Genomic DNA, 19,685 nt, shown 5'->3' with positions numbered 1-19,685 from the left:
GTGGCCGTCAGGCGCGCGCCGCTGCTGCTGGCCGCCGCCCTGATCGCGGCGGCCGCCGCGGGCCCCGCGGCCGACCGCGAGCCGTGGCCCGGCGGGGCGCGGGAGGTCAGCCGGATGGCGCTCGCCGGGGCGCCGGAAACCGGCCGCGTGGCCCCGCCCCGTCGGATGACGGGACCCGGCCGGGTGGCGCGGCCCCGTCCGGTGCCGGGAGGCGGCCGGGTGGTGCCGCCCCGGCCGGTGCCGAAGGTGTCCGTGCGCCCGCCCGCCCCGCCCAGGGGCGTCACCGTGGGCCCCCGGGTGAAGGTGCCGAGGGTGTCGGTGCGGCGCTCGCCCGATCCCAGGGTGTCGATCTCGATGCCGCGCGGCAGGCGGGCGGAGCCCCAGGTCACGGTGCCGCAGGTGACCGTCTACCACGACGGGGTGTGCTCGGGCGGGGTCGTGGTGGGGGAGTGCCCGCGCCGCCCGCCCCGCGAGGTGCGCGCGGCCGCGCCGCCAGTGGTGCCGCCCGCGGCGCCGCCCGTGGTGCCGGTCCGGGTGCTCCCCTCGCCGAAGCCCGAGCCCACCCCGGCCCCCACCCGGTCGGCCCGTTCTCGCGTCAAGAGCCTCGAGCCGCCGGCGCGGCGGCGGAACCCGCTGAACAGCGTCCTGCTCACGGTCGTGCTCGTGACGGCGATCACCTCGACGACGGCCGTGGCCTTCCGCGCACGGCGATGATCGCGCGAGCGACCTGAGCGCCTTCGCCCGAAATCTCGAGCGTCGTCCACCACGGGAAGTCCGGGCGGTGCGTCCATGGCGCCCGTGCATCCGGTCTGCCCGGTGAAAAATGGGGAGCGACGGCTCCGTGACGCGTGGCACACTGGCCGGACGCGATCAAGGAGGGGCGGTGCCCGGCGAAGAGGTGCTGGCCGGCGGCGGCGTTAACCACGTGGTCCGGGTGGGCGACACGGTGCGCAGGCCGGCGGGACCCTGGACCCCGGCCGTCCACGGGCTGCTGCGCCACCTGGCCGGGCGCGGGTTCACCGGCGCGCCCAGGAGCCACGGGATCGACGGGCAGGGGCGGGAGGTCCTCGACTTCGTGCCGGGCGAGACCGCCGACTACCCGCTGCCCGCATGGGTGCGCACCGATGAGGTGCTGGTGGCCGTGGCCCGGCTGCTGCGCGAATACCACGACGCCACGGTCGGCCTCTCCCGCGAGGGTGACTGGTACTTCCCGCCGGTCGAGCCGTACGAGGTGATCTGCCACGCGGACGTGGCCCCGTACAACTGCGTGTTCAGGGAGGGCCGGCCGGTCGCGTTCATCGACTTCGACACGGCACACCCCGGACCGCGCGTCTGGGACGTGGCCTACGCGGCCTACCGGTTCGTCCCCCTGCACGATCCGAGCGACGGCGACGGGATCCCGGTGGCGGAGCAGGCGCGGCGGCTACGGCTGTTCGCTGACGCGTACGAGCTCGGCGAGGCCGCCCGGCAGGCGCTGGCGAAGACCGCGATCAAGCGCCTGGAGCATCTGGTCGGCTTCATGCGGGAGCGTGCCGCCGCGGGCGACGCGGCCTTCACCGACCACGTCGCCCGCGGCGACGATCGCTTCTACGAGATGAACGTCGAGCACTTGCGCCGCCACGAGAGCGCCCTCATTACTTGCTGAAGCCCGCGGTCAGGCCGCTGAGGAGCTGGCGGCGGCCCACCACGTACAGGACGAGGATGGGCAGCGTGGTGAGCACGACCGAGGCCAGGACGGCCGGCACGTTGATGCTGTACTCCTCCTGGAAGGACCACAGCGCCAGCGGCAGCACGCGCTTGTCCGGGCTCTGCGTGAGCACCAGCGGCAGCAGGAACCCGTTCCAGATGTGCAGCGCGTTGTAGATCGTCACCGTCACCACGGCCGGGCGGGCCAGCGGGAACGCCAGCCGCCAGAGCATCCCGCGCTCGGTCGCGCCGTCGATCCGCATCGACTCGAACAGGTCCTTCGGCACGTCCCTGATGAAGTTCGACAGGACCAGCACCGACAGGGGGATCGCGAACGCGATCGACGGCAGGATCATCGCCATCAGCGAGTCGTACAGCCCGAGCTGGATGATGATCAGGTAGACCGGGATGATCGTGGCCTGCAGCGGGATGGCCAGCCCCATGAGGAACAGCGAGTTCGTCCAGCGCAGCAGCCGGTTCCGGCCGGCGCCGCGGACGATCGCGTACGCCGCCATGAAGCTGACCGCCACGGCAGGCACCACGGCGCCGATCGTGACGATGACGCTGTTGATGAAGTACTGCACGAAGTCCGACTCGATGACCAGCCGGTAGTTCGCCAGCGTCGGCTCCGACGGCGGGGCGAACGGGTTCTCCAGGTAGTACCGCGACTGGGACTTGAAGCTCGTGATGACGATCCAGTAGATCGGCACGACCACGATCAGCAGCCACAGGACGCTGGTCAACCCGGCCAGGTAGTTGGGGCGCTCCTTGCCGCGCGAGGTGCTGCGGCGGTGGCGCGGGTCCGCCTTGGCGGTGCCGAGCTGCTCCGGGGCCCTGGTGGTGGGGGCGGTCGTCATGCGTCAGGCCCCTTCTAGCTGGCTGTGACTGGAGTCGCGGCCGCCGAGCCGGCGCAGCAGCAGCGACAGGGCAAGGCCGACGAGGACGAGGATGATCGCGATCACGCTGGCCGGGCCCATGAGATTGGCCATGAAGCCGCGCTTGTACATGTCGACCGCGAGCACCCGGGTGGCGTCACCGGGACCCCCCGCGGTCAGCACGAAGATCAGGTCGAAGAGGGTCAGCGACCCGACCACCATCAGCGTCGAGGACGTGATGATCGTGTACTTGAGCTGCGGCAGCGTGATGCTGAAGAACCTGCGTACCCGGCCCGCGCCGTCCAGCTCCGCGGCCTCGTACATCGAGCGCGGGATCTGGCGGATGCCGCCCTGGTAGATCAGCGAGTGGAACGGGATGTACTGCCAGGACACCACGAAGATCACCACGCTGAAGGCGAGGATCGGCTCGCCCAGCCAGTCCTGGACGAGGATGGGGATCCCCAGGCCCGCGCCGAGCCCGAAGTTCGGGTCGAGCAGCGCCTTGTACGTGATCGCGAGGGCCGCGGAGCTGAGCAGCAGCGGGATGAAGAACAGGACCGACAGGATCGCCCGGTAACGCTGCTGCCCGGCCAGGAACGCGCCCATCAGGATGCTCGCCGGCGTCTGGACCGCCCACGACACGGCCATGAGGAGGAACGTCACCCAGAGTGCGTGCGGCAGGCCCGGGTCGCTCAGGATCGCCGCCCAGTTGTCGAAGCCGGCGACGCTGATCGCACCGAGCCCGTCCCATTGCGCGAAGCTGAGAGCGAGCACCCCGACCAGGGGGATCACGGCGAAACCGAGGAAGAACACGAGTGCCGGGATGGTCATCCATCCCAGTGAGCCGCCACGGCCCGCGCGAGCCGCGGGCCTGGCGGTGGTCGTGACGGCGCTCACTTGCCGATGACCGCGTTCATGTTCGTGGCGAACTCCTGCGGCGAGATCGACATCTGGAACAGCTTGGAGATGTTGTCCAGCAGCACTTCGGCGGCGGTCGGGCTGAGCGCCTGGTCCCAGGACTGCGCGAAGGTCTTGGCGTTGACGGCGATGTTGTAGACGAAGGTCAGGAAGTCCTTGTCCTTGGAGGTGGCGAACTGCGCGTCCGCGCCCTTGATGATCGGGACGGCGCCGGTCCCGACCCAGTCCTTGACCGCGGTGTCGTCGGTCAGCGCGCCGGTGAAGAACTTCTTGGCGATCTCCTTCTGCTCGGCCGTGGCCTTGGAGGAGATCGAGAGGTACTGGCCGGGGTTGCCGACGGTGTTGCCGGGGTCGCCCTTGCCGCCGTCGATCGGCGGGAAGTTCATGTAACCGAGGTTGCCGCCGGAGACGAAGTCGCCGCCGTCGGTGGACATGCTGCCGTACGTCCAGCCGCCGTGCAGCATCATGGCGGCCTTGCCGGTGTACAGCAGCGCCTGGTCGGCGTTGGAGTCGGCGGTGATCGAGGAGAAGCCCTTGACGAACCCGTTGGCCTTGACCAGCTTCTGCACCTCGCCCAGGGCCTGGATCGCGAGCGGGTTGTTCCAGGCGTCCTTCTCGCCGTCGAAGACGGCCTGGAAGACCTCGGGTCCGCCGAGGCGGTCGAAGAGGAACTCCAGCCACATCATGTTCGTCCAGCGTGACTGGCCGCCGAGGGAGAACGGCGCGATGCCCTTGGCGTTGAACTTGGGCACCAGGTCCAGGATGTCGCCCCACGTCTGGGGCGGCTCGGCGCCGATCTTGTCGAAGGCCCGCTTGTCGTAGTACAGGACGATCGGCTGCAAGGTCTCGCAGGGCATCGCGTAGATCTTGCCATCGATGGTGGCCGCCCCGAAGGAGGAGGGGAACAGCTTGTCCTTGACGGCGGCGTTCTGGTCGAACCACGAGGTCAGGTCCTCGACCTGGCCGGCCTGCACGTAGCTGCGCAGCGTGCCGCCGCCCCAGCCCCAGATGAGGGTGGGCGCCTGACCGGCCCCGATGGCCGTCTTGATCTTCGTCTTGAACGCGTCGTTCTGGAAGGTCGTGCCGGTGATCTTGCCGTTCGGGTTGGCCTGGTTGTGGCGCTCGACGGTCCTGGTGCGCACGCCTTCCTGCGGCTGGGTCGACAGGTACCAGTACGTGGCGCCGGCGCCACCGCCGCCGCTCGTGGCGCCGGTGCCGGTGCCGCCCGCACCGGTTTGGGTGGGCCCCGAGCCGCCGCAGGCGGCGAGGGCGGCTCCCAGGGGAACGCCCATGGAGAGGCTGAGGAAGGTGCGGCGAGAGGTTTTCCTGGACTCCACGCTGATCTCCATACTCGAGTGCCGCGGGCTGGGGATGCGGCTCGTTGATCACTGGGTGCGATGGCCGGCGGTCGTGGATCGGCACCGTACCGATGCCGCTCGTCCACTCCTCCCAATGTCAGCTCATCGAAACATTTTCGACATGACCGCGGGGGTCGCCAATCTAGGTTTCGGGAATAAAGGTGTCAAGAGTTTGTCGATCAGGCAACCACTGGATTTCCGGCGGGTCACGTGTAAGGTACTTTCGCGCGTGCCTTCAGCTGGGGGTCCGTGAGACCGAAGGTTCCGCGCGGAGTGTCGTCCAGGTGTCGAAACATTTTCGAAAACTTACGACAGCACCGCACCTCTTTAAGGAGCGCAGTACATGACGGCTCTTGATCGGACACCGACGGCGGACAGGGCCCTGCGCCCGTGGCAGGACCCGGCGCTCGCCGTGGCCGACCGAGTCGACGCCCTCCTTGCGGAGCTGACCCTGGAAGAGAAGATCGGCCAGCTCGGCAGCCGGTGGATCGGCAACGACATGCAGGAGGCCGAGCCGGAGCCCGGGGCGGAGACGCTCAACGTCGCGCCGATGCAGGACGTGTTCGCCGCGTCGGGCACGATACCCCTGGAAGAGGCGGCCCGTCACGGGCTCGGCCACCTGACCCGCGTCCACGGCAGCGCCCCGGTCACCCCCGAGCAGGGCGCGGCGGAGGTCGTGCGCCTGCAGCGGGCCGTCGTCGAGCGCTCCAGGCTCGGCATCCCGGCGATCGTGCACGAGGAGTGCCTGACCGGCTTCACCGCCTACGGCGCCACCGTCTACCCCGCGGCCATCGCCTGGGCGGCCACGTTCGACCCGGAGCTGGTGGCCCGGATGGCCGCCGCGATCGGCCGCGACATGGCCGCCGTGGGCGTGCACCAGGGGCTGTCGCCGGTCCTCGACGTGGTGCGCGACTACCGGTGGGGGCGGGTCGAGGAGACCATGGGCGAGGACCCGTACCTCGTCTCGATGCTCGGCGCCGCCTACGTGCGCGGGCTGGAGAGCGCCGGCATCATCGCCACCCTCAAGCACTTCGCCGGCTACTCGGCCTCGCGGGCGGCCCGCAACCACGGCCCGGTGCCGATGGGGCGGCGCGAGCTGATGGACATGATCCTGCCGCCGTTCGAGACCGCCATCGCGCTCGGCGGCGCCCGCGCGGTGATGAACTCCTACTCCGACGTGGACGGCGTCCCCGCCGTGGCCGACTCCTGGCTGCTGACCGACGTGCTGCGCGGCGAATGGGGCTTCACCGGCACCGTCGTCTCCGACTACTGGGCGGTCCCGTTCCTGGCCACCATGCACCGCGTCGCCGCCGACCCCGAGCAGGCCGGCGTGCACGCGCTGGCCGCCGGGGTCGACGTCGAGCTGCCCGACACCCTCGGCTTCGGGCAGCACCTCGCCGAGCGGGTGCGCTCCGGCGAGCTGCCGGAGGCGGTCGTGGACCGGGCGGTGCGCCGCCTGCTCACCCAGAAGGTCCAGCTGGGGCTGCTCGACCCGGACTGGACGCCCGAGGGCTCGGTCGCCGGGGCCGCCTCCACCGACCTCGACTCCCCGGGCAACCGCGCCCTGGCCAGGGAGCTGGCCGAGCGGTCGGTCATCCTGCTCACCGCCGGGACCGCGCTGCCCCTGCTCGGCGAGGGACGGCCCGCGCCGCGCCGGGTCGCCGTCGTCGGGCCCGCCGCGCACGACCCCCGCACGTTCATGGGCTGCTACGCCTTCCCCAACCACGTGCTGCCCCGCCACCCCGGACTCGGGCTCGGCGTCGAGGCGCCCAGCGTCCTCGACGCGCTCAGGGCGGAGCTGCCCGATGCCGAGATCCGCTACGAGCAGGGCTGCGAGGTGCGCGGCGACGACCGCTCCGGCTTCGCCGCCGCCGTGACCGCCGCCCGCGAGGCGGACGTGTGCGTGGCCGTGGTGGGCGACCTGGCCGGCCTGTTCGGGCACGGCACCTCGGGCGAGGGCTGCGACGCCGAGGACCTGCGGCTGCCGGGCGCCCAGGCGGACCTGCTGGCCGAGCTGGCCGCCACCGGCACGCCGGTGGTCGTGGTCGTCGTCTCCGGGCGGCCGTACGCGCTGGGCGAGGTACGGGCCGGCGCCGCCGCGCTCGTACAGGCGTTCATGCCCGGCGAGGAGGGCGGCGCGGCCATCGCCGGCGTGCTCTCCGGCCGGATCCAGCCCGCGGGCCGGCTGCCCGTGCAGATCCCGCGCGGCCCCGGCGGGCAACCGGGCACCTACCTGCAACCGCCCCTGGGCACCGACAGCCACGGCATCAGCAACCTCGACCCGAGCCCGCTGTTCCCCTTCGGCTACGGCGCCTCCTACACCACCTTCGAGGTCGCGGGCCTGCGGATCAGCGACACCGAGGTGCCCACCGACGGGGAGTTCACGGCGACGGTCACCGTCCGCAACACCGGCGGCCGGGCCGGGGAGGAGGTCGTCCAGCTCTACCTGCACGACGTCCTGGCCCAGGTCACCAGGCCGGTGCGGCAGCTGGCCGGGTTCGCGCGGGTCCGGCTGGAGCCGGGCGGGAGCACGGAGGTGAGCTTCCGCGTACACGCCGACCGCACCGCCTTCACCGGCCGCGACCTGCGCCGGGTCGTAGAGCCCGGGGACGTCGAGGTGCTGGTCGGCACCTCGGCGGCCGACCTGCCCTGCCGGGGCGTCGTACGATTGACCGGCCCGTCACGGTACGTCGGCCACGACCGGCGGCTCGTCACCCCCGCTGACGTGGGCGCCGAGGTGGGCGCCGAGGTGGGCGCTGACGTGGGCGCCGATGCGCGCGCGGGCTCCGCCGGGCGGCGGCAAGGGGGTGCAGATGCCGGCCAGTTCTAGGCGCGCCACGCTCGCCACCGTCGCGGCCTCGGCCGGCGTGTCGGTCGCGACCGTCTCCAAGGTGCTCAACGGCCGCAGCGACGTCGCGCCGGCCACCCGCTCGCTCGTGCAGTCGCTGCTGCGCCAGCACGACTACGTCGGCCCGGCGCCGCGCCGCGAGCCCTCCGGGCTGGCCACGGTCGAGGTGCAGTTCGACGCCGACCTCAACGCCTACTCCACCGAGATCATCCAGGGCGCGGTGGCGGCCGGGGCCGAGGCCGGCGTCGGGATCGTGGTCAGCATCAGGAGCGGCACCGAGCGCACCACCGCCTGGGCCCGCGAGCTGGTCGCGGCCGGGCGCCGCGCGCTGATCGCCGTCACCGGCGAGCTGACCGCGGGCCAGCCGGCCGCGCTGGCCAGGGCCCGCCTGCCGCTGGTCCTCATCGACCCGCTCAACCTGCCCCGCACCCGGGTCACCAGCATCGGCTCCACCAATTTCGCCGGCGGGCTGGCCGCCACCCACCACCTGCTCTCCCTCGGGCACCGGCGCATCGCCTACATCGGCGGCCCGGCCACCGCGGCCTGCAACCAGGCGCGCCTGCACGGCTACCGCGCCGCCATGGAGGCCGAGGGGGCGCCGGTCCTGCCCGGCTACGTGCGCTCGAGACACTTCCACTACCAGGACGGGGTGGAGGGCGGGGCGGCGGTGCTCGGCCTGCCGCACGCACCGACGGCCATCTTCGCGGGCAGCGACGAGATGGCCGTCGGGATCATGGAGGCGGCGCGGGCGCGGGGCCTGCGCATCCCCGAGGACCTCAGCATCGTGGGGTTCGACGACACGCAGATCGCCCAGGTCACCTCGCCGCCGCTGACCACCGTCCGGCAGCCGCTGCGCGAGATGGGCGGGGTCGCGCTGCGGACCGCGCTGCGGCTCGCGGCCGGGGAGAAGGTCGACTCCCACCACGTGGAGCTGGCGACGGAACTGGTCGTCCGCGGCTCGACCGCCCCCGTCCCGGCGGGCGGCGGCAGACGGGCTTGACCTCCCCGGATGCCGGCGTACGGGCAGGCAGGCCCGGCGTCCCTGCACTGGTGTTCCTGCACCGGCGTTTTGCGCTGGCGTCCCTGCACTAGCGTTCTTGTACCGGCGTCCCGGTCCGGGGGAAGAGCGGCGGGTGCGGCGCGGTTGACGTGTGTCGTGGAGCTGAGCGAGGTCGTGGTCATCGGCGCCGGGCAGGCGGGGCTGTCCAGCGCGTACTTCCTGCGAAGGTTCGGGTTCGAGCCGGTCGTGCTGGACGCGGCCGACGGTGCCGGCGGGGCGTGGCGCCACCGCTCGCCCTCGCTCACCATGGACAAGGTGCACGGCGTCTTCGACCTGCCCGGCCTGCCCCAGCCGGCCGAGGGGGACGGGCGGCGGCCCGCCGCCGAGGTGGTCCCCGCCTACTACGCCGACTACGAGCGCGTGACGGGGCTCGACGTCGTGCGGCCGGTGCGCGTCACGGCCGTCCGCGACGACGGGGCGGGGGAGCGGCTGGTGGTCGCGACGGACGCGGGGGAGTGGGCGGTCCGGGCCGTGGTCAACGCCACCGGCACGTGGACCCGGCCGTACTGGCCCTACTACCCGGGCGCGGCCGGGTTCGCGGGCCGTCAGCTGCACTACGCCGGATACCGGGGGCCGGAGGAGTTCGCGGGGCGGCGGGTGGTCGTGGTCGGCGGCGGGCACTCGGCCATGCACGTGCTCTCGGAGGTCGCCGGCGTGGCCGCCGCGACGACCTGGGTCACGCGCCGGCCGCCCGTCTTCGCGGAGGAGGAATTCAGCGAGGAGGCCCGGCGGGAGGCGGTCGGCCTGGTGGAGGAGCGCGTACGCGCCGGCCTGCCGCCGCAGAGCGTCGTCAGCGTGACCGGCCTGCGTTACAACGCCGTCGTCAGGGAGGCGCTGGCCAAGGGGGCGCTGGAGCGGCTGCCGATGTTCGACCGCGTCGTGGCGGACGGGGCCACCTGGGACGGGGGCGGGTACGTCGCGGCCGACACGATCGTCTGGGCCACCGGCTTCCGCTCGGCCCTCGACCACCTTGCCCCGCTCCGCCTCAGGGAGCCGGGCGGGGGCATCCGCGTGGACGGCACACGGGTGCTGCGGGAGCCCCGGCTCCAGCTCGTCGGCTACGGCCCGTCGGCCAGCACGATCGGCGCCAACCGCGCCGGCCGCACAGCCGCCCGCAACGTCCGCACCCTCCTCACCGCCGCTGGTATCCCGGACCGTCCCGGCGCCGCCCCGATCCCCGGCGCCGCCTGATCCGAGGCGCCGCCCGTAGCGCCCGCACCCTCCTGTCCCGACCGAAGTCCCGGCCGTTCCGGCGCTCACCCGGGTCGCGGGGCGGCGTGACCCGCCGCCGCCTGACGCCGCGCCGCCTTACCCGCCGCCGCCTGATCCGCCACGCTGCCCGTAGCGTCCGCACCCTCCTCTCCCAACCGAAGTCCCGACCGAAGTCCCGACCGAAGTCCCGACCGAAGTCCCGACCGAAGTCCCGACCGTCCCGGCGCCCACCGATCCGCGGGGCGGCGTGACCCGCCGCGCCGCGCGTAGCGTCCTCCTTGTCGCCGCGGGCTTCCCGGGTGGTACCGGCGGGTGCCCGATCCTGGGGCCGTCTGATCCGCTGTGTCGGTCAGGACCCTTCAGGCCGGTCAGGGCGGGTCGGGGCTGGTGCGGGGGTGGTGCGGGTGGGGCGAAGGTGCTCGGGGTGGGTCAGCGTTCGGCGACGCCGAAGGCGGTCCAGCCGCGGTCCGGGAAGCCGGCGGCGTTCGCCACGGCCGCCGACGCCGTGTTCGTGAGCGCGTGCAGGTACGTGGGCACCGCCCCCTCGTCCAGCACCCGCCGCGCCGCCTGTGCCACCAGCCGCCGGGCCAGCCCGCGCCCGCGCGCCGCCGGGGCCGTCACCACCGACAACTCCCGCCCGTACCCGTCGTGGCGCTTGATCCCCACGCCGGCCAGGTGTTCGCCCGAGTCAGGGTCCACCGCCACCAGCACCTCCCCGCCGAACGGCCAGAGCCAGTCCGGCACGCCCGGCGCGTCGGCGGGCATCCACTGCCCGGCGTCCGGCAGCGGGGCCGGCCGGGTGCTCCACCGGAAGACGGCCTCGAACCAGCCGCGCTCCGCGTACCCGACCAGTTCGGGCACCTCTCTCAGGGATCGCGCGGCCGTCACCCGCCCCACGTGCTCCGGCGCCACCGACAGCACAGCCCCGTCGGGTGAGCCGACGCCGAGCGCCGGGTAGACGCGGCCGTCCCAGCCGGGTTCGGTGCGTCGCACCGAGCCTGTGACCTGCAGTTTCTCCTGCGGTGGCCACGCACCGAGCCAGTGGCGCAGATGATCTGTGAGTGACACGGAACTACTATAAGAAGTAGTAAAAATACCGATTGCAGCAGGGTGGTGGTTACTCGCGCGAAGGGGCTCGACACGGCCTGTGACGCCGGGATAGCGTCCTGACATAAGGATCTTTATCGGCTCAGGAGGTCCCAGGATGGAAGTTCCCGGCTACACGGAGATCCGGGAACTCGGCCACGGTGGGACCGGCCGGGTGATGCTCGCCGTGCGCGAGTCCGACGGGCTCGCGGTCGCGATCAAGCACTTATCCGAAGCCCTACGCGAGGACGCCCGGTTCGTCGCGCGGTTCCGGGCCGAGGCCCAGGTCATCCGGGAGATCGACAGCCCCCACACCGCCCGCCTGCTGGACTACGTCGAGGGCGACGACGACGCCGTCATCGTGATGGAGCTGGTCGACGGCATCACGCTGCGCCGGCTGCTGGAGCACGAGGGCGCGACCGGCGCCGAGGCCGCGCTCGCGGTGCTGAAGGGCGCCCTGCTGGGGCTGGCCGAGGCGCACCGGCACGGGATCGTGCACCGCGACTTCAAGCCCGAGAACGTCCTGATCACCCAGGACGGCGACAGCAAGCTCGTCGACTTCGGCGTGGCGGCGCACTTCGGGGAGACGGCCACGCTCGCCGGCACCCCGTCGTACATGGCGCCCGAGCAGTGGGACGACGCCCCGGCCGGACCGGCGACCGACGTGTACGCCGCGAGCCTGGTGTTCTACGAGTGCCTGACCGGGCACCGTGCCTTCCAGGGCGAGAACGTGGCCGCCCTGGCCTACCAGCACCAGCACGTGCCGCCCCCGCTGGACGACGTCGCGGAGCCGCTGCGCCCGCTGGTCGAGCACGGCCTGGCCAAGGACCCCACGGGCCGCCCGGAGTCGGCGGAGGCGTTCCTGGAGGAGCTGGAGGAGGTCGCGCGGGCGGCGTACGGGGAGGAATGGGAGCTGCGGGGGCGTACCGGGCTCGGGATCCTCACGCTGCCCCTGGCCGCCCTGCTGCCGAAGCCCCAGGCGGCCACGGACGGTGGTGGCGGCGGCGCCACGAGCATGTTCCAGAGCACGCTCACGCCGGTCGGCAAGTTCGCGGTGACCGGTGGCCTGGTGCTGGCGACGGCGGCGGCCGTGGCGTCGGCGTTCGTGATCCTGGGCGACACGCCCGACCAGCGGAGCGGCGCCGCCCTGCCGCCCGCCACGTCGGCCCCGCCGTTCACCCCCGGCTCGCCGTCGCCGGTCGAGCCGACGCCTTCCGAGGCCGTGCCCTCGGAGGAGCCCACGGGGAGCGGGCCCATCACGCCGACCATCACGTACGCGGGCCTGCCGACCACGCCGCCCACGGGCGGGCCGCCCCAGGGCACGGGCCGGCCCACGGGCCGGCCCACGGGCCGGCCCACCGGCGGGCCCACCGGCGGGGCGACCACCCGCGAACCGACCAGGGAGCCCACGCGCGACCCCACGAAGGAACCGACCAGGGAGCCCACGCGGACCGGCGGGCCGGCGCCGACCACCCGCCCGCCCACCAGCTCACCCCCGGACAACGACCCGCCCGCCAGCGACCCGCCCGGCAACGGCGAGCAGCCGCCCGCCACCCGGCCCCCCACGTCGAGCGCGCCCGAGCCGCCGCCGACCAGGGAGAGAGGGCCGCTGATCTCGATCTCGATCAGCGTGTCCCTCGGTCTTCCGCTGCTCGGCGGCGACGGCGACGGGGTGGTGGACGCCGACGTCGGCGTCGGGGTGGGCTCCGGCCTGCTCGGGCTGGTCCTGGTGGTGCCCGGATCGGTGCTGCTCGGACGGCAGATCGTGGTCCGCAGGGTACGTCGGCCCCGCGATGGTGAAAAAGGCTGATTTGCACGCCGGTGGCGCTGATCCCCTACTATCGTGCGTCGGATAGAGGGCGTCCCCCCGGGCTGAATAGTTCATGACCGGAACCTGCCCTGTGGCTCGGGGTAAGGAGAAGAGTGGCGGTTGCGTCCTCCGCCGACCGGCCTGCCCGCACGCCCCGCACGTGGCGGGGCACGAGCGCCGCGCTGGCCGTGGTGCTCCTGCTCGCGGCGGCACCGGCCCAGGCCGATCCCAAGCCCACGGTCAAGCAGCTCAAGAAGGAACTGGCCGCGCTGCAGAAGGACTCGGACAAGCTCATCACCGAGTACTACAACAGCCGCATCGCCAGGGAGAAGGCGGAGAAGGCCGAGAAGGCGGCCCGCGAGAAGCTGGCCGCCGCCCAGGAGGTCTACGACCGCCAGTCCGCCGAGCTGCGCGCCATGGCGCTGGCCAAGTACATGGGCGGCGAGCCCGGCCAGATCGCCCTGCTCAGCAGCAGCCAGGACCCCTCCGGCCTGCTCGGCCGGATGGCGCTGACCCAGCACCTGATCGACGTGCAGGACGCCAGGCTGCGCGGCTACGCCGCCGTCAGGAACACCCACCGGCAGGCCAAGGACGAGGCCGCCGCGCGTTCCGGGGAGCTCGAGGAGACCGTCGAGGACCTGGAGGAGCGCAAGGCCAAGGCCGAGAAGCAGATCGAGCGGATCAAGGACAAGATCGACCAGCTCTACACGGCGCCGGGGGTGCGGCGGCCCGACGGCACGTGGGTGCCGCAGCTCCCCGAGGGGCCGGACCACATCACGCCCCGGATGCGGCTGGTCAAGCAGCTCATCCAGGAGCGGTTCGAGGTGCCGTACGGGATCGGCTGCTACCGGGCGATCCAGGACGGCGGCGAGCACCCGCTCGGCCGGGCCTGCGACTTCATGCTGAGCCGGGGCGGCGCGATGCCGTCGGCGGCCGAGCTGGAGCGCGGCGACCAGATCGCCGCCTGGGCGATCAAGAACGCCAAGCGGCTGGGGATCATGTACATCATCTTCCGGCAGCGCATCTGGCACGTCAGGACGGGCTCATGGCGCACCATGTCCGACCGGGGCGGCACGACGGCCAACCACTACGACCACCCGCACATCTCGGTCTACTAGAGATCCGGTGACACGTCGCGACCTTGCGGAGGACGGACATCGCCTGACGCGGCATCGGCGAGGGCTAACGCTCCACGTAGGCGGCCAGGTTCGTCAGGGAAGAGGCGAGCCCCTCGGCGTGGTCCGCCGCGGAGATGCCGTCCGGGACGTCGTCGGCGACGATGTCGACCCGCGTCCCCGCTCCGACGGCGGTGACCTCCCAGGTCATGGTCATCGTGCCGGCGTAGGCAGGATCGTCGGAGACGAAGTCCACCGCCTGCACGACCCGCACGCCGGGGACGATGTCGACGAAGCGCGCCTCGACGATGTCGGAATCGACGGTCGCCTTGCCGGCGGCGCCGGACGCGTCGGAGTAGGTCAGCACCAACCGGTACGACCCGTCCGGCCGGGCGTCGAATCGCTCGAACCTGCCGGTCATCCCGGCCGGCGGGAGCCACGCCGCGAGCGCCTCGCGATCGACGAGCGCGGCCCAGACACGATCGGGTCGCGCGGCGATCAACCGCGACGCCCTGTCCGTACGTGGCATGGCGCGACCCTAGCACCCTCGTGTGCCCCGCATGACCCCGGGAATCGCCCTGCCCGACGCGGCACCCGCACCCCGCTAGTCCTTCGCCAGGGCCGCCAGCAGGCGGTCCTCGGTGACCTCGGGGCCGGTGAGCTGGTCGGTGATCGCGCCGTCCCTGAGGACCACCACGCTGTCGCAGTTCTCGACCAGCTCGGCGACGTCGGAGGAGATGAGCAGGATGGCCAGCCCGTCCACGGCCAGCTCGTCCAGCAGCGCCTGCATCTCCAGTTTGGTGGCCACGTCCACGCCCCTGGTCGGCTCGTCCAGCAGCAGCACCTTGGGGTGCATGGCCAGCCACCGGGCCAGCAGCACCTTCTGCTGGTTGCCGCCCGACAGCTCCCCGGCCGGCTGGCGGGGCGAGACCGCCTTGATGCCCAGCCGCCGCATGAACGTCGCCACGATGGCGTCCACCTGCGCGTCCGACACGATCCCGGCCCGTGACAGGCGCGGCAGGGCGGCCAGCGCGATGTTGTCGCGTACCGAGAGGGTGGGCACGATGCCCTCGGTCTTCCGGTTCTCCGGCACCAGGCCGATCCCGGCGCGCACGGCGCTCCTGATCGACCACTTGCGCGCCGCCGAGCCGGCCACCGTGACCTGCCCGGCGTCCACCGGCAGCACCCCCGCGATCGCGCGGGCGGTCTCGCTGCGGCCGGCGCCGAGCAGCCCGCCGAGGCCGACCACCTCGCCGGCCCGCATCACGAGCGACACCCCGTCCAGCACGTGCTGCCGGGTCAGGCCCTTGGCCTCCAGCACCGGCGCGTCGGCGGGCACGTCCGGCTCGCCCGCCTGGAGGGCGGGCTCCACCGGGTGGAACGGCCGGCCCAGCATGAGCGAGACCAGCCGCAGCCGGTCGAGGCCGGCCAGCGGACCCGTGTGCACGACCCGGCCCTCGCGCAGCACCGTGACGCGGTCGCAGATCCCGTAGAGCTCCTCCAGCCGGTGCGTGACGTAGATGACCGAGCGGCCCTCCTCGCGCAGCCTGGTCACGGCCCCGAACAGGGTCTCCAGCTCGGCGTGGTCGAGCGCGGTGGTGGGCTCGTCCATGATGACCAGCCGGGCGTCCGCCGAGGCCGCGCGGGCCAGGGCGACGATCTGGCGGGCGCCCTCGCCCAGCGAGCCGAGCGGGCGGCGCACGTCCACCTCCAGCCCGTACGCGGCCAGCACCTCCCCGGCGCGGGCGTGCACCGCGGCCGAGTCGATCAGCCCGAGCCGGCCCCGGGGCTCCCTGCCGAGCAGCAGGTTGCGGGCCACGCTCATCGTCGGTACGAGGTTCGTCTCCTGGTGGATCGTGGCGATCCCCGCGCGCCTGGCGTCGGCCGGCCCGGCGAACCTGACCGGCTCCCCGAGGAGGCGCAGCTCGCCCGCGTCCGGCTGGTGGACGCCCGACAGCACCTTGACGAGGGTCGACTTGCCCGCTCCGTTGCCGCCGATCAGGGCGTGCACCTCGCCGGTACGCACGGACAGGGTCACGTGGTCGAGGGCGGTGACACCCTGGAACGCCTTGAGAACGCCAGCCACCTGTAGCACGGTTGCCTCCGCCTCGATCGTGGTCCGGAAAGGAAACGTTCCAGTAACGGGATTGTCACATTCGATCAGAAAAGGCGATCAGCAGAGCGATCAGAACTGGGCGACGTGCAGGCGGACGCCGCGCGCGCTCAGCTCGTCGAGCACGTCGCGCGGCGCGGAGTCGTCGGTCACCAGGTGGTCGATGCGGTCGGGCGCGACGGTCTGCACCATCGTGTCCACGCCGATCTTGGTGTGGTCGGCCAGCACCACGACCTCCTCGGCGGCCGCCGCCAGTGCCCGGTCCACCCCCGCCACCTGCATGTTCGGCGTCGACAGGCCACGCTCGGCGGTCAGCCCGTTGCCCGAGACGAACGCCCGGCGCACCCGCAGCCCGGCCAGGGAGTGCTCGGCGGCGCTGCCCACCAGGGCCAGGATCGAGCCGCGCAGCGTGCCGCCGGTCAGCATCACCTCGATCCGCGGCGAGCCGGCCAGCACCTGGGCGACCAGCAGCGAGTTGGTCACCACCGCCAGCTCGGAGTGCCTGGTCAGGCGGCGGGCGAACTCCTGCGTGGTGGTGCCGGGACCGATCACGATCGCGTCGCCGTCCTCCACGAGGGCGCCGGCCAGATCGGCGATGGCGGCCTTCTCGGCGGACTCCAGGGAGACCTTGTGCGCGTAGCCGGCCTCGCGCGACAGCTCGCCGGGCAGGGTCGCGCCGCCGTGGTGGCGGTTGAGCAGGCCCTCCGACTCCAGCGCGCGCAGGTCGCGGCGGACGGTCACCTCGGAGGAGTGGACGGCCTGGGCCAGCTCGCGCAGCGACACGGCGCCGTTGGCGCGCACCAGCTCGAGGATGCGCTGCCGGCGTTCAGCGGCGAACACGGGCCGGCGTCCGTCGCTCTGCGTGTCGCTCACGTCCCGATCATAGTAGACGCGCCAACATGAGTTCACCTCTGACCGAACGAGAACGAATTTGATCGGAAATCTTGACCGCCTCGGTCCACCGGTGCTTACTTTGGAGCGTGTCAGGGTCAAAAGCTGTCCGAACCTGATCGGCGCGTTTCGAAAGGACCCCCCGTGCGTAAGCGCCTTGCGTTGCTGCTGGCCGTGCTGATGTCCGTGCTGATGTCCGTGTTATGGCACATGCCGGCCCCCGCCTCCGCCCAGTCGACAGCCCTTCCCGAGCGGAACGGGTTGCGCGGCGACTACTACCTCGCCTCGGCGGCGGGAAAGTTCGACTTCGCCGAGCTCAAGGCGAGCATCATCGACCCGAACCTCGAGCTGGCCGACCTGAACCCGACGTTCAAGCTGCTGACCGGCAGGGAGGACGACGTCACCGTACGGTGGACCGGCCAGATCACCGCCGAGTACACCGAGAGCTACACCTTCTCCATCATCGGCGACAACGGCTTCCGCCTCTGGGTGGACGGCAAGCCGATCATCGACCACTGGGTGGACGACTGGGACCGGGAGCAGATCGGCACCCCGATCGCCCTCGAAGCGGGCCGCAAGTACGACATCAAGGTCGAGTACTTCGAGCACTTCGGCGGCGCCAACCTGCGCCTGCGCTGGCAGAGCCCGAGTCAGCCGAAGGCCGTCGTCCCCATGGACGCGCTCACCGTGCCCGCGGACTTCCAGCCGGACGGGCCCTACGACGCCCGCCTGAACACCGCCGGTGACGTCGCCACCCTGACGTACGCCAAGCCGCTGGCCGCGCTCCCCGCCGACGCGGCCAGGAAGCTGGCCGTCACGGTCGGCGCCGCGGCCTGGCCGGTCACCTCCGCGGTGCAGAAGAGCCCGGAGACCGTCGAGCTCAAGCTGCGGTACCCGGTCCCGTCGAAGGCGGGCGGCACCGTCCGCACCTCCTATGACGGCGCCGGCGGCATCGCCTACGCCGACGGCACCCCGCTGGCCGCCTACCCCTTCGCCCACGTGGTCAACGCCTCCACCTACGTGCTCAAGAGCAAGTTCGCCGACGACATGAACCCGGCGAACCCGCTGCCCGAGTACCCCCGGCCGCAGCTCGTCCGCGACCGGTGGCGCAGCCTCAACGGCACCTGGCAGTTCGCCCCGGCCAAGGAGGGCGAGGCCGCCCCCTACGGCAAGGAGCTGCCCGAGCGGATCGTGGTGCCGTACCCGGTGGAGTCGCAGCTGTCCGGCATCGGGCGGCACGAGGAGCGCATGTGGTACCGCCGCACGTTCGAGGTGCCCCGCACCTGGCGCGGCGAGCGGCTGCTGCTGCACCTCGACGCGGTGGACTGGGACGCCACGGTCCACGTGAACGGCAGGCAGGTCACCACGCACAAGGGCGGCTACGGCCGGATCAGCGTGGACGTGACCGACGCGCTCAGGCGGTCGGGCCCGCAGGAGCTGGTCGTCGGCGTGTACGACCCCACCGACAACGGCGCCCAGGCCATCGGCAAGCAGCGCCTCAACCCCAGCGGCATCTGGTACACCTCCGTCTCCGGGATCTGGCAGACCGTCTGGATCGAGCCGGTCGCCAAGGACCGCATCGACCGCGTGGACACCACCCCCGACCTGCGCGGCCAGGCGCTGTACGTCACCGTCCAGGGCTCGCCCGGCACCGCCACCGTGATCGCCAGGGACGGCCGGCGCGTGGTCGGCATCGTCCGCGGCCAGGTCGGCAAGGAGCTGCGGCTCCCGGTGCCCGATCCCAAGCTGTGGTCCCCTGACGACCCCCACCTGTACGACCTGGAGGTCAGGCTCAAGAACGACAAGGTCGAGTCGTACTTCGGGATGCGCTCCATCTCGGTCTCCGGCAACCGGATGCTGCTCAACGGGCAGCCGGTCTTCCAGATCGGCCCGCTCGACCAGGGCTTCTGGCCCGACGGCATCTACACGCCGCCGACCGACGAGGCCCTGCGCTACGACCTGGAGCAGACCAAGGCCCTCGGCTTCAACGCCGTGCGCAAGCACGTCAAGGTCGAGTCGGACCGCTGGTACCACCACGCCGACAAGCTGGGCCTGCTGGTCTGGCAGGACATGCCGTCGGCCTTCCGCACCACCGACCGGCCGCAGTTCGAGGCCGAGCTGAAGGAGCTGGTCGACCAGCACCGCAGCAGCCCGTCGATCGTGATGTGGGTGCCGTTCAACGAGGGCTGGGGCCAGTACGACCAGGCGCGCGTCGCCGACCTGGTCAAGAGCTGGGACCCCTCGCGCCTGGTGAACAACATGAGCGGCATCAACTGCTGCGGCGCCGTGGACGGCGGCAACGGCGACGTCAAGGACTTCCACATCTACCCGGGCCCCGGCAACCCCGGCAAGCCGTCGGGCGGCCGGGCGAACGTCATCGGCGAGTACGGCGGCCTGGCCCTGCCCGTGGTCGGCCACACCTGGTCCGGCGGCGGCTGGGGCTACGCGGGCGAGCCGGACCCCGAGGCCCTCACCAACCGCTACGTGAACATGGTCGAGGAACTGAAGAAACTGCACGCCTGCGAGCAGCTCAGCGCCGCGATCTACACCCAGACGACGGACGTCGAGACCGAGATCAACGGCCTCATGACGTACGACCGGGCGATCACCAAGCCCGACGTCAAGCGCGTCCACGACGCGCACAAGGCGCTGACGGGCGCGATCAACCCCACCTGTAGCTGATCCTCCCCCGCGCCCGGGCCCCTGCGGCCCG

At 72.4% G+C, this 19,685-nt stretch carries 15 protein-coding genes; 8 read left to right on the top strand and 7 right to left on the bottom strand.

Annotated elements, in window-relative coordinates:
* Both ACBJ59_RS02275 and ACBJ59_RS02270 read left to right on the top strand, forming a co-directional pair.
* The gene (locus ACBJ59_RS02275; protein WP_375108477.1) at positions 1–714 is read left to right on the top strand and encodes a hypothetical protein; all 714 of its coding nucleotides are present in this window, start codon (positions 1–3) and stop codon (positions 712–714) included.
* A gap of 169 nt (positions 715–883) precedes the next feature.
* Complete coding sequence (locus ACBJ59_RS02270; protein WP_375108476.1) at positions 884–1,645, top strand: phosphotransferase enzyme family protein; 762 nt, start codon at positions 884–886, stop codon at positions 1,643–1,645.
* Here ACBJ59_RS02270 and ACBJ59_RS02265 read toward each other — a convergent pair.
* The 3 genes from ACBJ59_RS02265 to ACBJ59_RS02255 all read right to left on the bottom strand — a co-directional run bounded on the left by ACBJ59_RS02265 (position 1,635) and on the right by ACBJ59_RS02255 (position 4,816).
* Positions 1,635–2,543 carry a carbohydrate ABC transporter permease gene (locus tag ACBJ59_RS02265; RefSeq protein ID WP_375108475.1) on the bottom strand — a complete coding sequence of 303 codons (909 nt, stop codon included), beginning with the start codon at positions 2,541–2,543 and terminating at the stop codon, positions 1,635–1,637. The two genes, ACBJ59_RS02270 and ACBJ59_RS02265, sit on opposite strands and share 11 nt — an antisense overlap.
* Positions 2,544–2,546: 3 nt before the next feature.
* On the bottom strand, positions 2,547–3,392 hold the full coding sequence (locus tag ACBJ59_RS02260) for a carbohydrate ABC transporter permease (RefSeq protein ID WP_375108474.1): 846 nt from the start codon (positions 3,390–3,392) through the stop codon (positions 2,547–2,549).
* Between the two features lie 62 nt (positions 3,393–3,454).
* Positions 3,455–4,816, bottom strand: a complete 1,362-nt coding sequence (locus ACBJ59_RS02255; protein WP_375108473.1) for an extracellular solute-binding protein — start codon at positions 4,814–4,816, stop codon at positions 3,455–3,457.
* Positions 4,817–5,180: 364 nt separating this feature from the next.
* Between ACBJ59_RS02255 and ACBJ59_RS02250 the strand changes: the two genes are divergently transcribed.
* The 3 genes from ACBJ59_RS02250 (at position 5,181) to ACBJ59_RS02240 (ending at position 9,936) form a co-directional block, all read left to right on the top strand.
* Positions 5,181–7,667, top strand: coding sequence for a glycoside hydrolase family 3 N-terminal domain-containing protein (locus tag ACBJ59_RS02250; RefSeq protein WP_375108472.1), 2,487 nt, complete (start codon positions 5,181–5,183; stop codon positions 7,665–7,667).
* Positions 7,651–8,685, top strand: a complete 1,035-nt coding sequence (locus tag ACBJ59_RS02245) for a LacI family DNA-binding transcriptional regulator (RefSeq protein ID WP_375108471.1) — start codon at positions 7,651–7,653, stop codon at positions 8,683–8,685. Before ACBJ59_RS02250 ends, ACBJ59_RS02245 begins: the two co-directional genes overlap by 17 nt.
* Before the next feature lie 144 nt (positions 8,686–8,829).
* A complete protein-coding gene (locus tag ACBJ59_RS02240; protein ID WP_375108470.1) occupies positions 8,830–9,936 on the top strand; it encodes an NAD(P)-binding domain-containing protein in 1,107 nt (368 codons plus the stop codon).
* A gap of 450 nt (positions 9,937–10,386) precedes the next feature.
* Here the strand turns inward: ACBJ59_RS02240 and ACBJ59_RS02235 are convergent, their stop codons facing one another.
* Positions 10,387–11,025: a GNAT family N-acetyltransferase gene (locus ACBJ59_RS02235; RefSeq protein ID WP_375108469.1), complete on the bottom strand. Its 639-nt coding sequence runs from the start codon at positions 11,023–11,025 to the stop codon at positions 10,387–10,389.
* Between the two features lie 136 nt (positions 11,026–11,161).
* Here ACBJ59_RS02235 and ACBJ59_RS02230 point away from each other — a divergent pair, with 136 nt between their 5' ends.
* Positions 11,162–12,853: a protein kinase gene (locus tag ACBJ59_RS02230; RefSeq protein WP_375108468.1), complete on the top strand. Its 1,692-nt coding sequence runs from the start codon at positions 11,162–11,164 to the stop codon at positions 12,851–12,853.
* A 113-nt stretch (positions 12,854–12,966) separates the two neighbouring features.
* The gene (locus ACBJ59_RS02225; RefSeq protein ID WP_375108467.1) at positions 12,967–13,971 is read left to right on the top strand and encodes a coiled-coil domain-containing protein; all 1,005 of its coding nucleotides are present in this window, start codon (positions 12,967–12,969) and stop codon (positions 13,969–13,971) included.
* A gap of 64 nt (positions 13,972–14,035) precedes the next feature.
* On the opposite strand, the gene ACBJ59_RS02220 is transcribed toward ACBJ59_RS02225, so the two are convergent.
* The 3 genes from ACBJ59_RS02220 to ACBJ59_RS02210 all read right to left on the bottom strand — a co-directional run bounded on the left by ACBJ59_RS02220 (position 14,036) and on the right by ACBJ59_RS02210 (position 16,954).
* Positions 14,036–14,497: an SRPBCC family protein gene (locus ACBJ59_RS02220; protein ID WP_375108466.1), complete on the bottom strand. Its 462-nt coding sequence runs from the start codon at positions 14,495–14,497 to the stop codon at positions 14,036–14,038.
* 75 nt (positions 14,498–14,572) lie between these two features.
* Entirely contained in the window at positions 14,573–16,054 is a 1,482-nt protein-coding gene (locus tag ACBJ59_RS02215; protein WP_375108465.1) for a sugar ABC transporter ATP-binding protein, read from the bottom strand.
* A gap of 99 nt (positions 16,055–16,153) precedes the next feature.
* On the bottom strand, positions 16,154–16,954 hold the full coding sequence (locus ACBJ59_RS02210; protein WP_375108464.1) for a DeoR/GlpR family DNA-binding transcription regulator: 801 nt from the start codon (positions 16,952–16,954) through the stop codon (positions 16,154–16,156).
* Positions 16,955–17,116: 162 nt separating this feature from the next.
* On the opposite strand from ACBJ59_RS02210, the gene ACBJ59_RS02205 reads away from it, so the two are divergent.
* Positions 17,117–19,654 carry a PA14 domain-containing protein gene (locus tag ACBJ59_RS02205; RefSeq protein ID WP_375108463.1) on the top strand — a complete coding sequence of 846 codons (2,538 nt, stop codon included), beginning with the start codon at positions 17,117–17,119 and terminating at the stop codon, positions 19,652–19,654.
* Positions 19,655–19,685 lie beyond the last annotated feature (31 nt).

Origin of the sequence: Nonomuraea sp. MTCD27 (assembly GCF_041950495.1) — a bacterium.
Lineage (GTDB): Bacteria > Actinomycetota > Actinomycetes > Streptosporangiales > Streptosporangiaceae > Nonomuraea.
Note: the sequence above shows the minus strand (reverse complement) of the source record. Positions and strands in the feature narration are given on the sequence as shown.

Bases quoted from the DNA above. Each gene is read 5' to 3' on its own strand.
- ACBJ59_RS02230 (WP_375108468.1), top strand. From the start codon at position 11,162: ATGGAAGTTCCCGGCTACACGGAGATCCGGGAACTCGGCCACGGTGGG.
- ACBJ59_RS02250 (WP_375108472.1), top strand. From the start codon at position 5,181: ATGACGGCTCTTGATCGGACACCGACGGCGGACAGGGCCCTGCGCCCG.
- ACBJ59_RS02220 (WP_375108466.1), bottom strand. From the start codon at position 14,497: ATGCCACGTACGGACAGGGCGTCGCGGTTGATCGCCGCGCGACCCGAT.
- ACBJ59_RS02245 (WP_375108471.1), top strand. From the start codon at position 7,651: ATGCCGGCCAGTTCTAGGCGCGCCACGCTCGCCACCGTCGCGGCCTCG.
- ACBJ59_RS02265 (WP_375108475.1), bottom strand. From the start codon at position 2,543: ATGACGACCGCCCCCACCACCAGGGCCCCGGAGCAGCTCGGCACCGCC.
- ACBJ59_RS02260 (WP_375108474.1), bottom strand. From the start codon at position 3,392: ATGACCATCCCGGCACTCGTGTTCTTCCTCGGTTTCGCCGTGATCCCC.